The 17747-nt window shown below is 50.0% G+C and carries 14 protein-coding genes and 10 tRNA genes; 21 read left to right on the forward strand and 3 right to left on the reverse strand.

Annotated features, from left to right (window positions below; translation table 11 throughout):
* The first annotated feature begins 57 nt into the window (after positions 1-57).
* From ACO53F_RS09195 to ACO53F_RS09285, 19 genes are all read left to right on the forward strand, one after another.
* Positions 58-147, forward strand: a tRNA-Ser gene (locus ACO53F_RS09195).
* A gap of 9 nt (positions 148-156) precedes the next feature.
* Positions 157-229 (forward strand) — tRNA-Met (locus ACO53F_RS09200).
* Between the two features lie 4 nt (positions 230-233).
* A tRNA-Gly gene (locus tag ACO53F_RS09205) sits at positions 234-304 on the forward strand.
* Positions 305-321: 17 nt separating this feature from the next.
* Positions 322-395 (forward strand) — tRNA-Ile (locus tag ACO53F_RS09210).
* Between the two features lie 23 nt (positions 396-418).
* Positions 419-507: transfer RNA gene (locus ACO53F_RS09215), tRNA-Ser, on the forward strand.
* A 25-nt stretch (positions 508-532) separates the two neighbouring features.
* Positions 533-604: transfer RNA gene (locus ACO53F_RS09220), tRNA-Glu, on the forward strand.
* Positions 605-616: 12 nt separating this feature from the next.
* Positions 617-706: transfer RNA gene (locus ACO53F_RS09225), tRNA-Ser, on the forward strand.
* A gap of 9 nt (positions 707-715) precedes the next feature.
* Positions 716-788, forward strand: a tRNA-Met gene (locus ACO53F_RS09230).
* A 2-nt stretch (positions 789-790) separates the two neighbouring features.
* A tRNA-Asp gene (locus tag ACO53F_RS09235) sits at positions 791-866 on the forward strand.
* A gap of 1 nt (position 867) precedes the next feature.
* Positions 868-938: transfer RNA gene (locus ACO53F_RS09240), tRNA-Gly, on the forward strand.
* A 180-nt stretch (positions 939-1118) separates the two neighbouring features.
* On the forward strand, positions 1119-2867 hold the full coding sequence (locus ACO53F_RS09245; protein WP_485138178.1) for an ABC transporter ATP-binding protein: 1749 nt from the start codon (positions 1119-1121) through the stop codon (positions 2865-2867).
* On the forward strand, positions 2857-4728 hold the full coding sequence (locus ACO53F_RS09250) for an ABC transporter ATP-binding protein (protein WP_485138179.1): 1872 nt from the start codon (positions 2857-2859) through the stop codon (positions 4726-4728). Before ACO53F_RS09245 ends, ACO53F_RS09250 begins: the two co-directional genes overlap by 11 nt.
* 733 nt (positions 4729-5461) lie before the next feature.
* Entirely contained in the window at positions 5462-6103 is a 642-nt protein-coding gene (locus ACO53F_RS09255; protein ID WP_485138180.1) for a GTP pyrophosphokinase, read from the forward strand.
* Complete coding sequence (locus tag ACO53F_RS09260; RefSeq protein ID WP_485138181.1) at positions 6084-6797, forward strand: response regulator transcription factor; 714 nt, start codon at positions 6084-6086, stop codon at positions 6795-6797. The genes ACO53F_RS09255 and ACO53F_RS09260 overlap by 20 nt, the downstream gene beginning before the upstream one ends.
* Positions 6798-6799: 2 nt before the next feature.
* On the forward strand, positions 6800-8098 hold the full coding sequence (locus ACO53F_RS09265) for a sensor histidine kinase (RefSeq protein WP_485138182.1): 1299 nt from the start codon (positions 6800-6802) through the stop codon (positions 8096-8098).
* Between the two features lie 90 nt (positions 8099-8188).
* Positions 8189-8803, forward strand: coding sequence for an SAP domain-containing protein (locus ACO53F_RS09270; protein WP_485138183.1), 615 nt, complete (start codon positions 8189-8191; stop codon positions 8801-8803).
* A gap of 344 nt (positions 8804-9147) precedes the next feature.
* Positions 9148-10068: an FAD:protein FMN transferase gene (locus ACO53F_RS09275; protein WP_485138188.1), complete on the forward strand. Its 921-nt coding sequence runs from the start codon at positions 9148-9150 to the stop codon at positions 10066-10068.
* Between the two features lie 27 nt (positions 10069-10095).
* Positions 10096-10704 carry an NADPH-dependent FMN reductase gene (locus ACO53F_RS09280; RefSeq protein WP_070755753.1) on the forward strand — a complete coding sequence of 203 codons (609 nt, stop codon included), beginning with the start codon at positions 10096-10098 and terminating at the stop codon, positions 10702-10704.
* A 27-nt stretch (positions 10705-10731) separates the two neighbouring features.
* Complete coding sequence (locus ACO53F_RS09285) at positions 10732-11979, forward strand: NAD(P)H-dependent oxidoreductase (RefSeq protein ID WP_485138184.1); 1248 nt, start codon at positions 10732-10734, stop codon at positions 11977-11979.
* Between the two features lie 100 nt (positions 11980-12079).
* On the opposite strand, the gene ACO53F_RS09290 is transcribed toward ACO53F_RS09285, so the two are convergent.
* A complete protein-coding gene (locus ACO53F_RS09290) occupies positions 12080-12895 on the reverse strand; it encodes a helix-turn-helix domain-containing protein (RefSeq protein WP_023392450.1) in 816 nt (271 codons plus the stop codon).
* Between the two features lie 227 nt (positions 12896-13122).
* On the opposite strand from ACO53F_RS09290, the gene ACO53F_RS09295 reads away from it, so the two are divergent.
* Together ACO53F_RS09295 and ACO53F_RS09300 are read left to right on the forward strand one after the other, a co-directional pair.
* On the forward strand, positions 13123-14214 hold the full coding sequence (locus ACO53F_RS09295; RefSeq protein ID WP_485138185.1) for an aldose epimerase family protein: 1092 nt from the start codon (positions 13123-13125) through the stop codon (positions 14212-14214).
* A gap of 70 nt (positions 14215-14284) precedes the next feature.
* Complete coding sequence (locus ACO53F_RS09300) at positions 14285-15463, forward strand: iron-containing alcohol dehydrogenase (RefSeq protein WP_485138186.1); 1179 nt, start codon at positions 14285-14287, stop codon at positions 15461-15463.
* 281 nt (positions 15464-15744) lie between these two features.
* On the opposite strand, the gene ACO53F_RS09305 is transcribed toward ACO53F_RS09300, so the two are convergent.
* Complete coding sequence (locus ACO53F_RS09305) at positions 15745-16032, reverse strand: nucleotide pyrophosphohydrolase (RefSeq protein WP_485138189.1); 288 nt, start codon at positions 16030-16032, stop codon at positions 15745-15747.
* Positions 16033-16046: 14 nt separating this feature from the next.
* The gene (locus ACO53F_RS09310; protein WP_485138187.1) at positions 16047-17693 is read right to left on the reverse strand and encodes a DUF2075 domain-containing protein; all 1647 of its coding nucleotides are present in this window, start codon (positions 17691-17693) and stop codon (positions 16047-16049) included.
* Positions 17694-17747 lie beyond the last annotated feature (54 nt).

A 17747-nucleotide genomic window follows, 5' to 3' on the forward strand; every position in this document is an offset into this window, starting at 1 on the left:
TCGGCTCATAACCGAGTGGTCGTAGGTTCAAGTCCTACAAGGTCCATTGTAAATAATGGAGGATTACCCAAGTCCGGCTGAAGGGAACGGTCTTGAAAACCGTCAGGCGTGTAAAAGCGTGCAAGGGTTCGAATCCCTTATCCTCCTTAATATCATCGCGGGGTGGAGAAGTTGGCATCTCGTCGGGCTCATAACCCGAAGGTCGCAGGTTCGAGTCCTGCCTCCGCAATATTGCGGGTGTAGTTTAGTGGTAAAACCACAGCCTTCCAAGCTGTTGTCGCGAGTTCGATTCTCGTCACCCGCTTAACTTTATATAATGAAGGGCCTATAGCTCAGCTGGTTAGAGCGCACCCCTGATAAGGGTGAGGTCGATGGTTCGAGTCCATTTAGGCCCATTGCAATAAAATATTAGAATGGTGGGGAAGTACTCAAGAGGCTGAAGAGGCGCCCCTGCTAAGGGTGTAGGTCGGGTAAACCGGCGCGAGGGTTCAAATCCCTCCTTCTCCGTTCTTTTTATTGCCTTAACTTAGCTGGTCCGTTGGTCAAGTGGTTAAGACACCGCCCTTTCACGGCGGTAACACGGGTTCGAATCCCGTACGGATCATTATAATATCTCGGAGGATTACCCAAGTCCGGCTGAAGGGAACGGTCTTGAAAACCGTCAGGCGTGTAAAAGCGTGCAAGGGTTCGAATCCCTTATCCTCCTTAATATCATCGCGGGGTGGAGAAGTTGGCATCTCGTCGGGCTCATAACCCGAAGGTCGCAGGTTCGAGTCCTGCCCCCGCAATAGGTTCCGTGGTGTAGGGGTTAACATGCCTGCCTGTCACGCAGGAGATCGCGGGTTCAAATCCCGTCGGGACCGCCATGCGGGTGTAGTTTAGTGGTAAAACTACAGCTTCCCATGCTGTCGTCGCGAGTTCGATTCTCGTCACCCGCTTGCATACTAGAGCAGCTTGAGCTGCTCTTTTTTTATGGTCTTTCCTCCATTCTTGCACATAAATGGAAGATTCTATATAATAAGTATGTACAATAGTTTGTGATCTCCCTACAGCTAGGCTGTCAGGGGCTTTTCTATTTTAATGAAGGGATACTCGGTATCCGATACTAGGAGGTAGTTATGTTTCAGTCTTTGCTTGCTGAGATTAAGGAGTATAAGAAACCCTCATTCTTAGCATCCTTTTATATGTTTCTGGAAGTCATTTTTGAGATTTCCATTCCCTTTGTCATGGCCTTGCTCTTAGACAAGGGGGTGCAAATGGGGGATATGCAGCAGGTGGCCCTATATGGGGGCCTCATGCTGGTCTGTGCCTTTTTATCCCTCTTCTGTGGTATGCAGTCTGCCCGCTATGGGGCTTTTGCTTCGGCTGGCTTTGCCAAGAACTTGCGTAAGGCCCTCTTCACCAAGGTTCAGTCCTTCTCCTTCGAGAATATTGATCGTTTCTCTTCTGGGGGGCTGGTTACCCGTATGATGACCGACGTGACCAACGTTCAGAACTCCTATCAAATGATTATCCGGGTCGGCGTACGGGCACCGCTTAACTTGATTTTTGCCATTTGGGCGACCTTCCTTATTAACGGTCAGATGGCCATGATTTTTGTCTGGGTAGCTCTATTCTTAGGGAGTGTACTAGCTCTCATTGTTAAGATTGTCTATCCGCTCTTCACTGAGGTCTACAAGGCTTACGATAATCTCAATAGTAGTATCCAAGAGAACATCACCAATATGCGGGTGGTTAAGTCCTATGTTAAGGAAGCCCAGGAGACTACTAAGTTTCAAACTGCCTCTGGTAGAATTTACCGTATGTTCATGAAGGCTATTAATGTCAGCGTCTTAGACACGCCAGCTATGATGCTGTCTATTTATGCTTCCTTCCTTATGATTTCTTGGATGGGGGCCCATCTCATTGTGGTCGGAAACATGACGACCGGGGAATTAACTTCTATGTTCTCCTACACCATGACTATTCTTATGTCCCTTATGATGCTCATGATGATCTTCGTCATGCTAGTCCTATCCATCGCCTCCGCTGAACGGATTAATGAAGTGCTCAAGACCCAGTCTACCATTGTCTCACCTGAAAATGGCTTGACTCAAGTGGCTGACGGTAGTATCGAATTCCAAGAGGTTAGCTTTGCCTACACGGATGAAAATGGCGACAAGGCCCATGTCTTAGAAGGCATTAACCTCAACATTAAGTCTGGTGAGGTCATCGGGATTCTAGGGGGAACCGGGTCCGGTAAGTCCAGTCTAGTTCAGCTAATTCCACGACTCTATGATGTCGAATCCGGTGCTGTCAAGGTTGGGGGACAGGATGTCCGCGACTACAACCTTGATAGCCTGCGACGCCAAGTGGCCATGGTCCTACAGACCAACGTGCTCTTTTCTGGAACTATTAAGGAAAATATGCGCTGGGGTAAGAAGGATGCCACTGACGCCGAAATCGAGGCAGCCTGCAAGCTAGCTCAGGCCCATGAATTTATCTCCGAGTTCAAGGATGGTTACGACACCATGATTGAACGGGGCGGGGCTAACGTGTCCGGCGGTCAGCGCCAACGGCTCTGTATTGCCCGCGCCTTGCTCATGAATCCTAAGATTCTGATTCTGGATGACTCCACTTCAGCTGTGGATACCAAGACGGATAGTCTGATTCGCCAGGGCTTGGCTTCTAGTCTTAAGGAAACGACCAAGCTCATTATCAGTCAGCGGATTTCATCTATTCAAGAGACCGACCGCATTGTGGTCTTGAACGACGGCAAAATCGATGCCATTGGCAATCATGAGCAGCTGCTGGCAAGCAATGCTATCTACCAAGAAGTCTATCAAATGCAAACCCAAGGAAAGGAGGCGGCCTCAGATGGAGAATAAGAAAAGACGTGGCGATTGGTCTTCCATCGTCCGACTCCTCAAATTCATGTGGCAGGACTACAAGTGGGTTCTCCTAGTATCCGCTGTCCTGATTGTCATCTCAGCCTTAGCGACCGTTAACTTGACCAGTTCTATCCGCTCCTTGGTTGACAATTTCGTCCAGCCTATGTTGCAGACGGGCTCTAGTGACTTCGGGCCTCTGCGTGACTTCTTGTTGGGCTTAGCCCTCTTCTGTTTAGTTGGGATCATCGCCAACTACGGCTTCTCCATTATGATGGCTACCATCTCTCAGGATGCCTTGCGCTCCCTACGTAATCAACTCTTTGAGCGCATGCAGAAGCTGCCAGTTAAGTATTTTGACACCCATCCTCATGGGGATATTATGTCTATTTATACCAACGATATCGACGCGCTGCGTCAGGCTATCGAGCATTCTATTCCTCAGCTCTTCTCATCTGCCATTAGTATTATCGGGGTCACCGTCTCCATGTTGGTAGTCAGCCCCTTGCTCTTCCTAGTGGTGGCGGTCATGCTGGCCATTATGGTCTGGGTCATCAAGACAGTTTCTAGCAAGTCTGGTCGTTACTTTGGCGAGCAACAGAAGAATTTAGGGATTGAGAATGGCTTTATTGAAGAAATGATGTCTGGGCAGAAGGTCATCAAGGCCTTTGTCCATGAAGCAGCCAGCATTGAAGCCTTCGATCAAATTAACGAGCAACTCTTCCAATCTTCCTACCTGGCCAACCGCTTCTCTAACGTCCTCATGCCAATCCTAGGGAACTTGGGTAACGTCTCCTTCGTCTTGACTTCCATTGCCGGTGGCTTTATGGCCCTGAATGGGGTCGGCGGCTTGACCATTGGGGGGCTCATGTCCTTCCTGCAACTCAACCGTTCCTTTATCGGGCCGATTGCTCAGGTCTCCCAACAGCTTAACTTTGTCCTCATGGCATCGGCTGGGGCAGACCGCATCTTCAATTTGCTAGATGAGGAGCCAGAAGCCAACCAAGGGAAGATAACTCTGGTTAATGTGGAAGAAGTCGACGGTAAGCTAGTTGTCACTGACCAGAAGACTAATCGCTGGGCTTGGAAACATCCGCGTCCACAAGGCCAATATAAGTTGGTGCCTTTGGTAGGGAATGTGGTCTTCAACAATGTAGACTTCTCTTATGATGGCAAGAAGCAGATCCTGCATGACATCCAGCTCTACGCTGATAAGGGGCAGAAGGTGGCCTTTGTCGGGGCAACCGGGGCAGGTAAGACCACCATTACTAACTTGATCAATCGCTTTTACGATATCCAGTCAGGCTCTATTACCTATGACGACATCGACGTCAAGCTGATTGACAAGGACTCCTTGCGTAAGTCTCTGGGCATCGTCTTGCAGGATACCCACCTCTTTACCGGGACCATCGCGGAAAATATCGCCTACGGTCGCCAAGAGGCTAGTCGCGAGGAAATTCTGGAGGCGGCCCGTATCGCCAACGTCGATTCCTTCGTCAAGCATCTGGATCAGGGCTATGACACCCTGCTGACGGACGACGGGGCCGGCCTCTCCAACGGCCAACGCCAGCTGATTGCCATCGCCCGCGCGGCCCTAGCTGATGCGCCTGTCCTTATTCTGGACGAGGCCACCTCATCCATCGACTCGCGGACTGAAAAAATGGTGCAAGAAGGCCTGGACCGCCTCATGGCCGGCCGCACCGTCTTCGTAATCGCCCATCGTCTGTCCACCATCGTCAACTCTGACGTCATCATGGTCATGGACCACGGCCGCATTATCGAACGTGGCAACCACGCCTCCCTCATGGCCGAGCGAGGCACCTACTATCGCCTCTACACCGGCGGCCTAGAAATCGATTAAAGGCAGCAAGTAAGCAGGGACTCTGGTCCCTGCTTTTTTGTATGGGGAAATGGGGGAGCCAGTGGTCCACTTTAAAGAGTGGACCACTAGCTGGGTCGGAAAGCCAGGAAAAGGGGGCAAAACGGGGTGAAAGCCGAGAGCCAGTGGCCCACTTTTGAGAGTGGACCACTGGCTAGGCCGGAAAGCAGGGAAAAGGGAGCAAAACGAGGTGGAAGCCTCGAGCCAGTGGACCACTTTAAAGAGTGGACCACTAGCTAGAACAGAAAGCAAGGAAAAGGCGCCAAACCGGCTGGCAAGTTAGATATCTGGGTGTCTGGGTGCCAGTCCATTGATAGGTGGAACAATGGACTGGCGGGGCAAGCTTTCAGGGGAAAGAGGTGTATAGGGGTAATTTTCCTGAGTGCCAGTCCATGGATAGGTAGAACAATGGACTGGCGAGGCAAGCTTTTAGGGGAAAGAGGTGTATAGGGGTGATTTTCCTGGTGCCAGTCCATGGATAAGCAGAACAATGGACTGGCTCGACTCAGCTAGGAGTCAAAATCAGGCAAGCTAGTCAGCTAAGCTAGCCCAAGCTCATTAGCAGAAACTTGCTAGCTACTAGCAAGTTCCTCCGACCACCCCCCAGCAATATTTATCTAAAGATGTAAAGATTTAGAAGAAAATGTGTTGTAAACCACAAAAGGCTAGGGAGATGTTATAATAGGGGCAAGAAGCTTTGCCAGGAGGTGACGACATGTCACGTGGGAAAATATACGGCGACTACGGGGCTTACCTAGCGCCTATTATGCAAGACTTGATTAGAAGACTGGAAGCCTATAATAAGGAGAACAAGGCCGTCACGGGCTTCAAACTCTATGAGCATCTGATTTACCGGGTCAAGGCCGAGGACTCCATGCGAGACAAGTGCCTGCGCAAAGGCCTGGAACAGACGCCGCAGTCAGCTCTTAAGGTCATTCGCGATGCTATTGGCGTCCGAATTGTCACAGGCTTTGTCGAAGATATTTATAACCTCGTCGACCGCCTGCGTCAGGAAGCCGGCTATAAGGTAGTGGAGGAGAAGGACTACATCAGCCAGGTCAAGCCCAATGGCTACCGGTCCTACCATGTCATTTTAGAGGTGGAGACCGACTATCCGGACTGTCAGGGGCAGACTCCGGGTCGTTATTATATCGAGGTTCAGCTCAGAACCATCGCCATGGATTCCTGGGCCAGCCTAGAGCATCAGATGAAGTACAAACATGATATTGCCAATCCGGAGCGCATCAGTCGCGAGCTCAAACGCTGCGCCGACGAGCTGGCCTCCTGTGATTTGACCATGCAGACCATTCGACACTTAATCCAAGGGGGTGAGGTCCATGCGGATCCTGCTAGCTGAAGATGAACAACAATTGGCCCGGGTCGTCATGACGGCCTTAGCCCATGAAGGTTATCAGGTAGACTGGGCCAAGGACGGCCAGCAAGCGGTCCAACTAGCCCAGCAGACGGTCTATGACCTCATGATTCTGGACATTATGATGCCGGTTAAGGACGGCATTGAGGCCCTCAAGGAAATTCGGGCCAGTGGCCACACCAATCACGTCATCATGCTGACGGCCATGGCCGAAGTCGACGACCGGGTGACCGGCCTGGATGCCGGAGCCGATGACTACCTGACTAAGCCTTTTTCACTCAAAGAACTCCTTGCCCGCCTACGGTCCATGTCCCGCCGGGTGGACCACTATGAGGCGCCACAACTGGCCCTGGGCAACACCCAACTCAAGCTAGAAGAAATGGAAGTGTCGGCCAACAACGCCATTCGCTTGGCCGGCAAGGAAGCCAAGCTCCTAGCCTTGCTCATGAAGAACCCAGGCAAGGCCCTGTCTCAAACCTACATCTATGACCATGTCTGGGCCGATGAAGCTGGCCAACCAGACTATGAGCTAGTCAATGTCTACTTAGCCTACTTGGTCCAAAAGCTACTTAGTATCCGGTCCAATCTCCAGATTGTGGGCCAGCCAAGCGGTCCCTACCAGTTGCTAGTGGAAGCCGCGCCAACCGAGCCTAGCCAGAGTCTGGAAGGGGGCGACTAGCCATGTTCCGCAAGCTGCGTTTCCAATTTATCGCCATTACTACCCTGGCCATCACCCTCATTCTCATGACCCTGGTCGGCGTCATCAACACGGTCCGCTACCTGCAGACTGAGCACGATATTCAGGCCGTCCTAGACCTCTTGACGGAAAATAATGGGACCATCCCCGACACCAAAGAGAACCGCCAGACCTTTGACCGCCAGTTCGTCAGCCAGGGGACCCTCTATAACTTCAACTACTTTAGCGCCCGCATCAAGGCCAACGAGGCTATCATTAACCCGGGGACGGCCAATCACCTGACCTCGGAGCAAATTCAAGGCTTTGTGGATCAGTCGGGCCTGCAATCCTTCCGCGACCGGGGCTACCTAGAAGAAGATGGGCGCTACTTCTCCTATCGCATTAGCCCTGTTTCCGAGACTGAGCGCCTAGTTGTCTTCTTCGAAACCACCCAGGCCTTCCGCGACCGTTGGGCCCTCTTGGTCCTGTCCATCCAAATCGCGGCCATCTGCTGGCTGGCCTTTGTGGTCGTGGTAACTATCTTCTCGGGCTTGGCCATCCGACCCTTTGTCCGCAATTACGACAAGCAACGCTCCTTCATTACCAATGCGGGGCATGAACTCAAGACGCCGCTGGCGGTCATTGCAGCCAATAATGAGCTGCAGGAGCTCTTAACCGGCGAGACGGAGTGGACCCAGAGCACCAAGGACCAGGTCGACCGCTTGGATCATTTGATCGCTAAATTAATCCGCCTGGCTCGGCTAGAAGAACGCAAGGACCAGGCACCTGTTACGGTTGACTTTAGCCAACTGGTCCAGCGGCTCTCCCACAACATGTCGGCCCTCTGGGAACAAGAAGGCCTGCATTACGAGGCCGACATTCAAGAAGGCATCAGCCTGCAAGGGGTGCCTGACGACCTCTATGAGTTGGTCAGCATCCTCCTGGACAATGCCCGCAAATACTGCGACCCTCAGGGCACTGTGCGACTGCAGTTGGCCAACTACAAGCCTTGGCTGAGAAAGGGGCGGGCGGTTCTGACCGTCTCCAACGATTATGCAGCCGGCCAGGGTCAGGACTACCGACTCTTCTTCGACCGCTTCTATCGGTCCGACCAGTCCCGCACCCGCCAAGTAGTTAGCCAAGAGGGAGCTGAGTCAGACTCGACGCCAGCAGGTGGGGGCACCAGTCCCGCCCAAGGCTACGGCATCGGCCTGTCCATGGCCCAAAACATTGTCAGCCTGCACCGGGGCAAGATTAGCGTCCACTACAAGGATGGGGTCATTCGCTTTGTGGTCAGCCTCTAAAGCTCATGCTGCAAGCCTTTGCCTAAAGTCAGTCAAAGGCCATGCTGTTGAGTCGAAAAAGCAAATAAGTGTTGAGGAGCTAACAAATTGATGGAAACTAGACCTGACTTTGATAAAATTACATCCTTTGACCAGTTTAATAAATACTATTGGTACCGTGAGGAAATTTCACAGATATGCAAGTCTTTAGGATTAGAATATAGAGGAACCAAACAAGAACTCAATCACATTATTGAAGCCTACTTCAAAGGCCATTTAATTAAGAAATCGCCAAGAAAAAAGGTCAAGAAGCAAGTTGAAAATATTACCTTAGATAGTCCCTTACTTGAATGTGGATTTTCCTTTAATGCAAAGTTCAGAGAATATTTCGCTGCTTTAACGGGGATCTCGCCCTTTAAATTTACTGCGGATATGGCGACTGCCTGGCGGAAAGTAAAAAGCGAACAGGATAGCAAGTATACAATTCGAGACTTGCTGAAGGTCTATGACGGTCAATCAGATTATGCCAAGTATGATCATTCTGTTTGCCAATGGAATCAGTTTTTAAAGAATTTCTGTGCCGATAAAAATAGTGGACACTACTCAAATAAAATAAAAGTAGCGTCCATTCTCTGGAAAGAAGTTAGAGATTCAGACAAGGAAAAAATCTATTCAGAGAATCTCTTAAGTGACTATGAAGATAAGTTAAAAGACTATCACAAGTAGGGAATGCCCAAGTGATTAAAGCTAAGACAGAACAGTAAAGCGAAAATCAACTGCACTCCATAAGTTGGACAATAAAAATCCAACTGATGGGGCGCAGTTCAAAAGCTTTACTGTTTTTTCTTTTTGCCTAAAAGACTTAAGGAAGAAGCCCCTATCCATATTGACCCAAGGCTGACTGGGAGCCAGACGCCAGCCCAATCTAGTCAAGAGTCTGACCGTCTGCTCTTTATCTATCTTAAGCCCTAGGCCTACCCTCAGGATTGGTTCTAGAATAGCTTGTGAAAACGCTCTAAGGGTGCTATAATAGGAGTGGATGTTTGTATAACACGGAGGGGAGTGGTGAATTGCCTTATATCAAACGTGTCATTCATTTGATGGGTGCGACAATCGCCATTTCACTGGCAGATTCGGAAGACCCGAGTCTCCTCGATGCGGTGGAAGAACGTCTACATACCTATAATATGCGCTTTAGTGCCAATGATGCGCGCTCGGAGCTCATGCAGGTCAACCTGCAAGCAGGCTTGGCCCCGGTTAAGGTTGATCCCGAGCTCTTCGAGCTCATTCAACTGGGACGGACCCACAGCCTAGCCCCTGGTAGCCATCTCAATATCGCCATCGGGCCCTTGGTCCAAACCTGGCGGATTGGCTTTAAAGATGCCCGCGTCCCAAGCCCACAGGAAATTGAAGCGGCCTTGGCTCTCACGGACCCAGCCAATATCCTCATGGATGAGGACAAGCTGGAAGTCAAGTTAGCCTTGCCCGGCATGAAGCTTGACCTTGGCGCCCTAGCCAAAGGTTATATTGCTGACCGCCTTAAGGATTTCTTGTTAGCTCAGGGAGTCCAATCAGCCTTGATTGACTTAGGTGGTAATATTCTGACCATTGGTCAGAATCAAGACCGGCATCAAGCTTGGCAGATTGGCATTCAGAATCCCTTGGCGGCACGTGGCCAACACCTCATGGTCCTACCTATTGTGGACCAATCGGTGGTGACCTCAGGTATCTATGAGCGGACCCTATCGCGTGGAGGTCAGACCTACCACCACATTTTGGATCGTCAGACGGGTTATCCTATGACCAGCCCTCTTGCCAGCCTGACCATTATTGCCCAGCATTCCGTCGATTGCGAAATCTGGACAACCCGCCTCTTCGGCGACATGCCAGCGGATATCCTGGCCCAGGTCGAGGCGCAAAACGGTCTCGAGGCTGTCTTAGTCACCCAAGACCAACACATCTACCATACTTCCGGTCTCAAGCGAGACTGAACATTCTAAGTATAGAGAGGAACACTTATGACAAAATTTATTGCACTTGTTGGGACTAACTTCCAACGTTCCACTAACCGTCGTTTGCTTCAATATATGCAGAAGCATTTTGCTGATAAGGCCGAAATCGAACTCGTTGAGATTCAAGATATCCCACTCTTCAACAAACCAGCTGACAAGCAAGTTCCAGAAATCGTTAAGGAAATTGCGGCTAAAATCGACGCTGCAGATGGGGTCATTATCGGGACACCTGAATACGACCACGCCATTCCAGCAGTCTTAATGAGCGCCTTAGCTTGGTTGTCTTATGGGATTTACCCACTCTTGAATAAGCCAGTTATGATTACCGGGGCTTCTTACGGGACTTTAGGTTCTTCACGGGCTCAATTACAATTACGCCAAATCCTGGACTCCCCAGAATTGAAGGCTAACGTCATGCCTGGTTCAGAATTCCTCTTGTCACACTCCTTACAGGCCTTTGACAAGAAGGGCAACCTAATTGACCTAGACACCATTAAGAAATTAGACGCCATCTTCGATGATTTCCGTTTATTCGTGAAGATTACGCAAAAGCTGAAAAGCGCGCAAGATCTGCTCCACAAAGAAGCGGAAAACTTTGACTGGGAAAACCTATAACATACGTGACGAGAAGGGAAGAAAACTATGAAATTTGTCGGACTTGTTGGTTCAAACGCTGAACAATCCTATAACCGTAAATTATTAGAGTTTATCCGCCGGGAGTTCAAACTCAAATTCGAATTAGAAGTGTTGGAAATTGATGAAGTGCCTCTCTTCAATCAAGAAAGCAAATGGGACGATAGCTTCCAACTTCGCTTGCTTTACAACAAAATCACACGTGCGGATGGGGTCATCATCGCAACCCCAGAACACAACCACACCATTACGGCAGCCTTGAAGAACGTCTTGGAATGGTTGTCTTATGAAGTGCACCCATTTGAAAGCAAACCTGTCATGATCGTAGGGGCTTCCTACCATGATCAAGGGACTTCACGTGCTCAAGTTCACCTACGCAAGATCTTGGACGCGCCAGGGGTTAACGCTTATACCTTGCCAGGCAACGAATTCCTATTAGGTAAAGCCAAAGAAGCCTTCGACTTGAACGGTAACATCACCAACGAAGGCACGGTTAAGTTCTTAGGCACTTGCTTGGATAACTTCGTTAAGTATGTGGAGGTCGTTTCTAAATTGAAGAAACCAAAACCAATCGAACCTGAAGACTTAGATGTGACGAACCCAATCGCTACCACCATCCAAGGGGTGGATCCAGATGATCCAGAATGGGTAGAAAAAGCAGCTGAACTCGTAGGGGCAGTCTCTGGCGATACTTACGTTAAGTTAGACCACGGGATTCTAACTGTTAACCAAATCGACATGTTCCTTAAGGCTATGCCTTTCGAGTTGACTTATGCCGATGATAACAACCAATTCCTCTACTATAACAACGCTCACCAAGATCCTAACACCATGTTTGCTAAACGCGTGCCATCTCAATCAGGTAGCCGCTTATCAACCGTTCATAACTCCTTGCCAGCTGCCCGGATGAAGAACGTTGAATGGGTGGTAGGGGTCCTCCGTAACGGCGACCAAGAGTATGTTCGGACTATCGTACCTGGTTCACCTGAAGGGGTGATTAACACCCACAACTACCAAGCCATGTACTACCCAGATGGGTCTTACGCTGGGATCAACGAAATCGTCTTCAACTTCCAACCATGGTTAGACTGGTACTTGCAATCTACTGGTCAACGCCTCGTTGGCGGTAACGGCAGTGTGGCCCCTGGCCCACACGGTGGCGGCCATGCCGATGCAACTTCTGGCGCTTCTGACGCTCCAGACAGCCACGGCGGTGGTGGCGCACAAGCTGACGCTACTTCTGGCGCCAGCAACTAATCAAGCCTAAGCAAAGGGCGCCCGACTCAGTCGGGCGCTCTTCTTGTATTTATGGCATAAAAAATCCCTGCTCTAGCAGGGATAAAAGTCAAGTTTAGCCTTATAATGGCACCGTGTTAGCTGAGTAGCGTTTGCGGTATTGGGAAGGCGTACAGTGGTTGTTCTCCTTGAAGGTCTTGGAGAAGTGAGAAGGTGAGTGGAAGCCAACCCGGTCTGAGATATCAGAGACGGTAATGTTAGACTTAGCCAATAGCTTCTCTGCTTCTTCTAAGCGAACATGGATTAGGTAGTCAATTGGTGACAAGCCAGTTTGTTGCTTGAAGAGACGGATCAGGTAGTATTTATTGATATCCACCAAGTCAGACAACTCTTCCAAGGTAATCTTCTTAGAGTAGTTCTTGCGGATGTAATTTTGGAGCACGTCAATCTCATTGTGCTTAGCTTGGAGGCTGGCGTCCTTGATTGATAATTCGTTGTGACGTAAGAGATGAATCATCACACACTCAATCAGCTTTTTCATGATGAGGTCGGAACCGCGGAAACGGTTGGACTCTTCAATCAGAGCCAAGTCCAAGTAGTATTTGAGAGTTGGGTTAGGATGAGAGGCCACAAATAATTGTGAGCTAGAGTTGGCTTCCTGTGAGGAAGTGAAGACAACACCGGATAGGGCAATGCAGATCCAGTCAATCTTCCGAATTGGATCAAGGGTAATGGTGGTGCCTGGGTTCAGGATAATGACATCACGTTTTTTGATCTCGTGTTGTTCATATTCTGAGTGACAAATACCCGCGCCTTTGTTAACATAGAAAATTAATAAATCTTCTGATGCTATTTTGTGATGCTCGTTGGCAGGTAATTGCTGAGTTGTAATCGAAGTTAGCTTGACTGATGCAGAATTTACATTCGAAATATACATAAAAAGCAATCTCCTTTCTGTTTTTGAGCGAACGTGCAATGTTCTACTATAATAATACACCATTTAAATTAAAATTGGAACCCGTACCATTGAGTTTCACATTAAATTTTAATTAAAATTATCCAAAATATTGGTTAGCAGGCCAAGTTCCATGATTTTTGCTGTTGTCTCATGGTGCTAAAAAGTGGTATAGTTATATTGTAAACGGTTTAACGGAGGAATTCAAGATGTATGTAAAGGAAATATCAAAAAATTTTACAGATAAAAAAGTCACGGAAATTCTGGTAGAAAATAAGCAGGGCTTACGGGCAAGCTTCTGCACCCTGGGTGCCCGAATTAGTGATTTATCAATTCCTGGCAAAAATGGTCGGGAATCCTTGATTCTATCTTTGGCGGATTTAGACCAGGAGGCCCGCTACCATACCTATTATGGGGCCACAGTGGGGCGGGTAGCCGGCCGGATTGGGCCTGAGCCTTTGAGCCTAGGTCAGCAAGCCTTGGCCTTGACGCCTAACGAAGGATCCACCCATTTGCATGGGGGACCAGAAGGTCTAGACCTGGCCAACTGGGACTATGAAATTGAAGAAGGCCCCGACCAGGTATCCGTCATCTTCAGCCTAGTAGACCCAGCCGGCCACAACGGCTATCCAGGTAACTTGTCAGCCCGGGTCATCCATAGCCTGGACCAGGACAATTGCTGGACAGTCCGCTATGAGGCTAGCAGCGATGCGCCAACTTATTGGAACCCGACCAACCATGTTTACTTCAACCTCAACGGCAATGCTCAAGCGCCCATCACTAACCATATCTTACAAGTTGAGGCCAGCCACATGATTCCGCTGACCCCAGCCGGCCTGCCCCTAGGGGAGACTTGGGCCTTGGATCAGCATCCAGGCTTGGACTTGCGTTTAGCGGACCAGACCCTAGGTCAGGTCATTGACCGCCACCCTCAGGAAGAGCAATTGGCCATCCGAGGTAAGGGGCTAGACCATGCCTATGTCTTAGATGCCCCGGTGCCAGTCGGCCAGGCTCACGCCTTGGGCCATGGCCAGGAAGTCGCGCCTCAAGGTAGCTTAAGCGAGCCGGCTAGCGGTCGCCAGGTCAAGGTCTGGACCGACCGGCCATGCGCAGTCATCTATACCCATAACCACCAATTGCCAGGCTTTATCTTGGGTGGCAAGGAGCAGGTGCCTTATATCGGTGTCAGCTTCGAGACCCAGGTGGCGCCTGACGCCCCTCACCACCCTGACATGGGCTCTATTGTCCTGACGCCAGACCAGGCCGCCCTGAGCGAGACTTGTTTCAAATTGACTTGGTAGGCTAACTGAGCTTGCCAGCCTAGCTTCCTCATTTCCCTTCCCCAGCTTTACCTTAGAAAGGAAGAAATTTATGGATAACTTTATTTACGACATTCCGACCAAGCTCTACTTCGGCCGGGGGCAAATCACTCATCTGCCGGAACTAGTCAAGGCCAAGGGCCGGCGCGTCCTCCTAGTCTACGGCGGTGGCTCCATTAAGAAGATAGGTCTCTATGACACGATTTTGGAGCTCTTGTCCGACTGCCAAATAGTGGAGCTAGCTGGCGTGGAACCTAATCCCCGCATTGAGTCGGTCCGCCAGGGGGCAGCCCTCTGCAAGGAGCATGACATTGATGTCATCCTGGCCGTAGGGGGTGGCTCTACCATTGACTGCTCCAAGGTCATTGCGGCGGCCGCTTGCTATGACGGGGATGCCTGGGACCTTGTGCTAGACCCAAGCAAGATTAGCCAAGCCCTGCCGCTGATTGATGTCTTGACCCTGTCAGCGACCGGGACCGAGATGAATACGGGGGCCGTCATCACCAATTTCGAGACAGATGATAAGAAGGGGACCGGCGCCTATGTCCTCTATCCTTACGCTTCTATTTGCGATCCGACCTACACCTTCACGGTCTCAGCCTACCAGACAGCGGCCGGGACCGCCGATATCATGTCCCATACCTTCGAGAACTATTTCCAACATCAAGAAGCCTTTATCCAAGAAAGACTAGCCGAGGCCATTCTGTCATGTTGTATTCATTACTTACCGATTGCGCTGGCTAATCCTGATGATTACGAGGCCCGGGCCAACCTCATGTGGGCTTCCACCATGGCCCTTAACGGCCTGACCTCCAAAGGCCGGGCCGGTGCCTGGACCTGTCATGCTATTGAGCATCTGCTGTCGGCCTACTATGACATTACCCACGCAGTCGGCCTAGCTATTCTGACCCCGCGTTGGATGGCCTATGTCCTTAATGACCAGACCGTGGACCGCTTCGCCCACTATGCCCGCACCGTCTGGCTAGTACCCGAGCAGGCCGATAAATACCAAATGGCCAAGGCCGGCATCGAAGCTACTTATCAGTTTTTCGAAGACCTAGCCCACCTGCCTATGACCCTACCAGAAGTCGGCATCGATGACGCTAAATTCGATGTCATCTCAGAACGCGTGGCGCCACGCCTGACAGCTAGCTATGTGCCACTAGCAGCAGAAGACGTACGGGCCATTCTAGAAGACTGCCTGACGCCTGGCGTGACTTATCGGAGTTAAGGAAAAGTGACTTGTTTGGCGCGCCAGTGGTCCACTCGACCGAGTGGACCACTGGCTAGGTCAGGAAGTGCTGAAAAGCTACTAAAAAGGCAGAAAAGCAGGGAGCTAGTGGTCCACTCCGTCGAGTGGACCACTGGCTAGGCCGGGAAGCGCCGAAAAGCTACTAAAAAAGCAAAAAAGTCGGGAGCTAGTGGTCTACTCTGTTGAGTGGACCACGGGCTCCTTTGCGAGTTTTATAAGCAAAGTAAGAAGCAGCTAGCCCTGACAGCTAGCTGCTTTTTTTATTCATTCGGTGCCGGATACTTAATAGCGTTCTTAACTAACTTTTCCCGGATAATCTGATCAATATCGAGGCCTAGGTTATCGGCTAGCATATAGGTGTAAATGAGGACGTCCGCTAACTCCTCTTTGATATGTTCCAACTCTGGGCCGTTGACGTCCTCGGGTGACCGCCATTGATAAATTTCCATGAGCTCGGCTGCTTCAATAGCAACCGACATGGCTAGGTCTTTTTCATTATGAAAGGGACGCCAGTTGCGTGCGTCGCGGAAGGCATTGATTTCGTCCATAATCGTCATAGGTATCACTCCTCTGTGGATTTTGCTGCGGCTTGTAGAGCCAGTAATTTGTCTCGTAGGCGTGGATTAACGGCATAAAGGTAGAGGCCTTTGACACCGCGCTTGAGTAGGACATTCAAGGAATTGAGAATCATTTGCTCCAAGGCCTGAGCATAGGTGTCATCATCCATATCAGCCCGCCGGACCTTGGCGCCACGGTCCATGTAACGGTTAGGATCCACGACAATCCGATCCGTCTCAGGATCATAGTCGACCGAAGGACCAATCACCACGCCAGCATAGTTGAGGTCGAAGCCTTGAATCGTGTAGATAGAGCCTACTTCACGGATGGTCTCAGGTCGCTCGGCCCAAGTCTGGTTATCTACAGTTGAGTTCCAAGGCAGGTTAATCCCACCTGGATCAACTAGATAACTATTGCCATCCTTCTTATGCTCATAGTCGAAGGTTCCAATGATGCGGGACAGGCCGAGAATCCGATCTTTCTCCCAAATCATATCCTTGAAGCGACTTGGATCTGCTACTACTTGGAAGTCGAAGCCATCCGTCTCTGGCCAAGGTGAGAGCAGTCGCTGGTCGACTAAGTCATCAATCCAATCAATGACAGCGCCAGCCCCCTGCATACGGAACTGGTCGGTCAGATGGAAATGATGGAGCTTGAGCTCGCTCCCTATAACGGCAGAGAGTCGTTCTTTGTCCCAGTGGCTTTTCACCTTGAGAACTTGCTTAGAGTCAAAGATACAGACCACGATTTTGGCTAACTTGAGAATCTCGCTTAGGTGGTTGTCTTGCCGGAAGTTATTGTAGGCATCAGACTGAGACAAGAGCAAATGGGCTTCATCAATCAGGACAATATCGACTTCCTGGCCCTTGTTAATGAAAGGGGTAGGCTTGTCGAAGGACTTCTTCTTGAGATTGGGCAAGCCGGCAGCGATAGCCTTATAGGTCTTCAGCATCTCGCTATGGTTGACTAGGAGCCGGCTCTTCACCCCATGGAAAGGAGAGCTCTTGTCCGCAGCCAGATCTGCCAGCCGATGCATAATAGCCGAGAGGACGACGCTCTTACCAGTACCAGCCTCGCCTTCGATTAGGAAGAGGTGGTGTTGGTTGTCGCTTAGGGCTTTTTGGCAGAAGTTAAGCACCTCTTCTTTAATTATTTGCTGGGAAGTAGACAGGGTTTTGAATGGCGACAGCTTAAAGATGTCCTTATTTTCGATTTCGGCTATGGTATGGTTGACAAGTTTCTTGGCTCGTAAGCTCTCCCACAGTAGGGGAAATAGCTCTTGCTGGAAGTAAGTCTTGTTAGCGTAATTAGCCGTCTTCTTCTGCTTAGTCTGGCTCCGGTTCTGCAGCTTATATTTCTCATCCGCTAGGAAATAGTTAATGAGTTTGGTTTCGAAGTCATAGGTAGCGGACTTATGGAAGTCCTGGTTCCCAATTAGAAGTGTCTGGGTCATTTTGCAGCGACGCAGATCTTTTAGGTGTGTTTTCATGCGCTTGGGCATTTGGTCTGTTTCGCCAATATAGGCATCAGGTCGACGTTTGTCCGTATTATGCAGAATGTAGATAATCGGGTAGTCGGTAAGTAACTCTTCTGTAATTTGTCCAATCGAGTCCTTGTCAAATCTTACTTCTTCAAGTATAAAATCCGCCATTACGCCACCGCCTTGTCTGAGCTAAGGGTCCGAGAAACCGAGGTTTTTCGGACT

Source organism: Abiotrophia sp. (genome assembly GCF_057275535.1).

Excerpts from the sequence above, each read along its gene's own strand:
- ACO53F_RS09245 (WP_485138178.1), top strand. The coding sequence starts at position 1,119 with ATGTTTCAGTCTTTGCTTGCTGAGATTAAGGAGTATAAGAAACCCTCA.
- ACO53F_RS09250 (WP_485138179.1), top strand. The coding sequence starts at position 2,857 with ATGGAGAATAAGAAAAGACGTGGCGATTGGTCTTCCATCGTCCGACTC.
- ACO53F_RS09255 (WP_485138180.1), top strand. The coding sequence starts at position 5,462 with ATGTCACGTGGGAAAATATACGGCGACTACGGGGCTTACCTAGCGCCT.
- ACO53F_RS09260 (WP_485138181.1), top strand. The coding sequence starts at position 6,084 with ATGCGGATCCTGCTAGCTGAAGATGAACAACAATTGGCCCGGGTCGTC.
- ACO53F_RS09265 (WP_485138182.1), top strand. The coding sequence starts at position 6,800 with ATGTTCCGCAAGCTGCGTTTCCAATTTATCGCCATTACTACCCTGGCC.
- ACO53F_RS09270 (WP_485138183.1), top strand. The coding sequence starts at position 8,189 with ATGGAAACTAGACCTGACTTTGATAAAATTACATCCTTTGACCAGTTT.
- ACO53F_RS09280 (WP_070755753.1), top strand. The coding sequence starts at position 10,096 with ATGACAAAATTTATTGCACTTGTTGGGACTAACTTCCAACGTTCCACT.
- ACO53F_RS09285 (WP_485138184.1), top strand. The coding sequence starts at position 10,732 with ATGAAATTTGTCGGACTTGTTGGTTCAAACGCTGAACAATCCTATAAC.
- ACO53F_RS09290 (WP_023392450.1), bottom strand. The coding sequence starts at position 12,895 with ATGTATATTTCGAATGTAAATTCTGCATCAGTCAAGCTAACTTCGATT.
- ACO53F_RS09295 (WP_485138185.1), top strand. The coding sequence starts at position 13,123 with ATGTATGTAAAGGAAATATCAAAAAATTTTACAGATAAAAAAGTCACG.
- ACO53F_RS09300 (WP_485138186.1), top strand. The coding sequence starts at position 14,285 with ATGGATAACTTTATTTACGACATTCCGACCAAGCTCTACTTCGGCCGG.
- ACO53F_RS09305 (WP_485138189.1), bottom strand. The coding sequence starts at position 16,032 with ATGGACGAAATCAATGCCTTCCGCGACGCACGCAACTGGCGTCCCTTT.
- ACO53F_RS09310 (WP_485138187.1), bottom strand. The coding sequence starts at position 17,693 with ATGGCGGATTTTATACTTGAAGAAGTAAGATTTGACAAGGACTCGATT.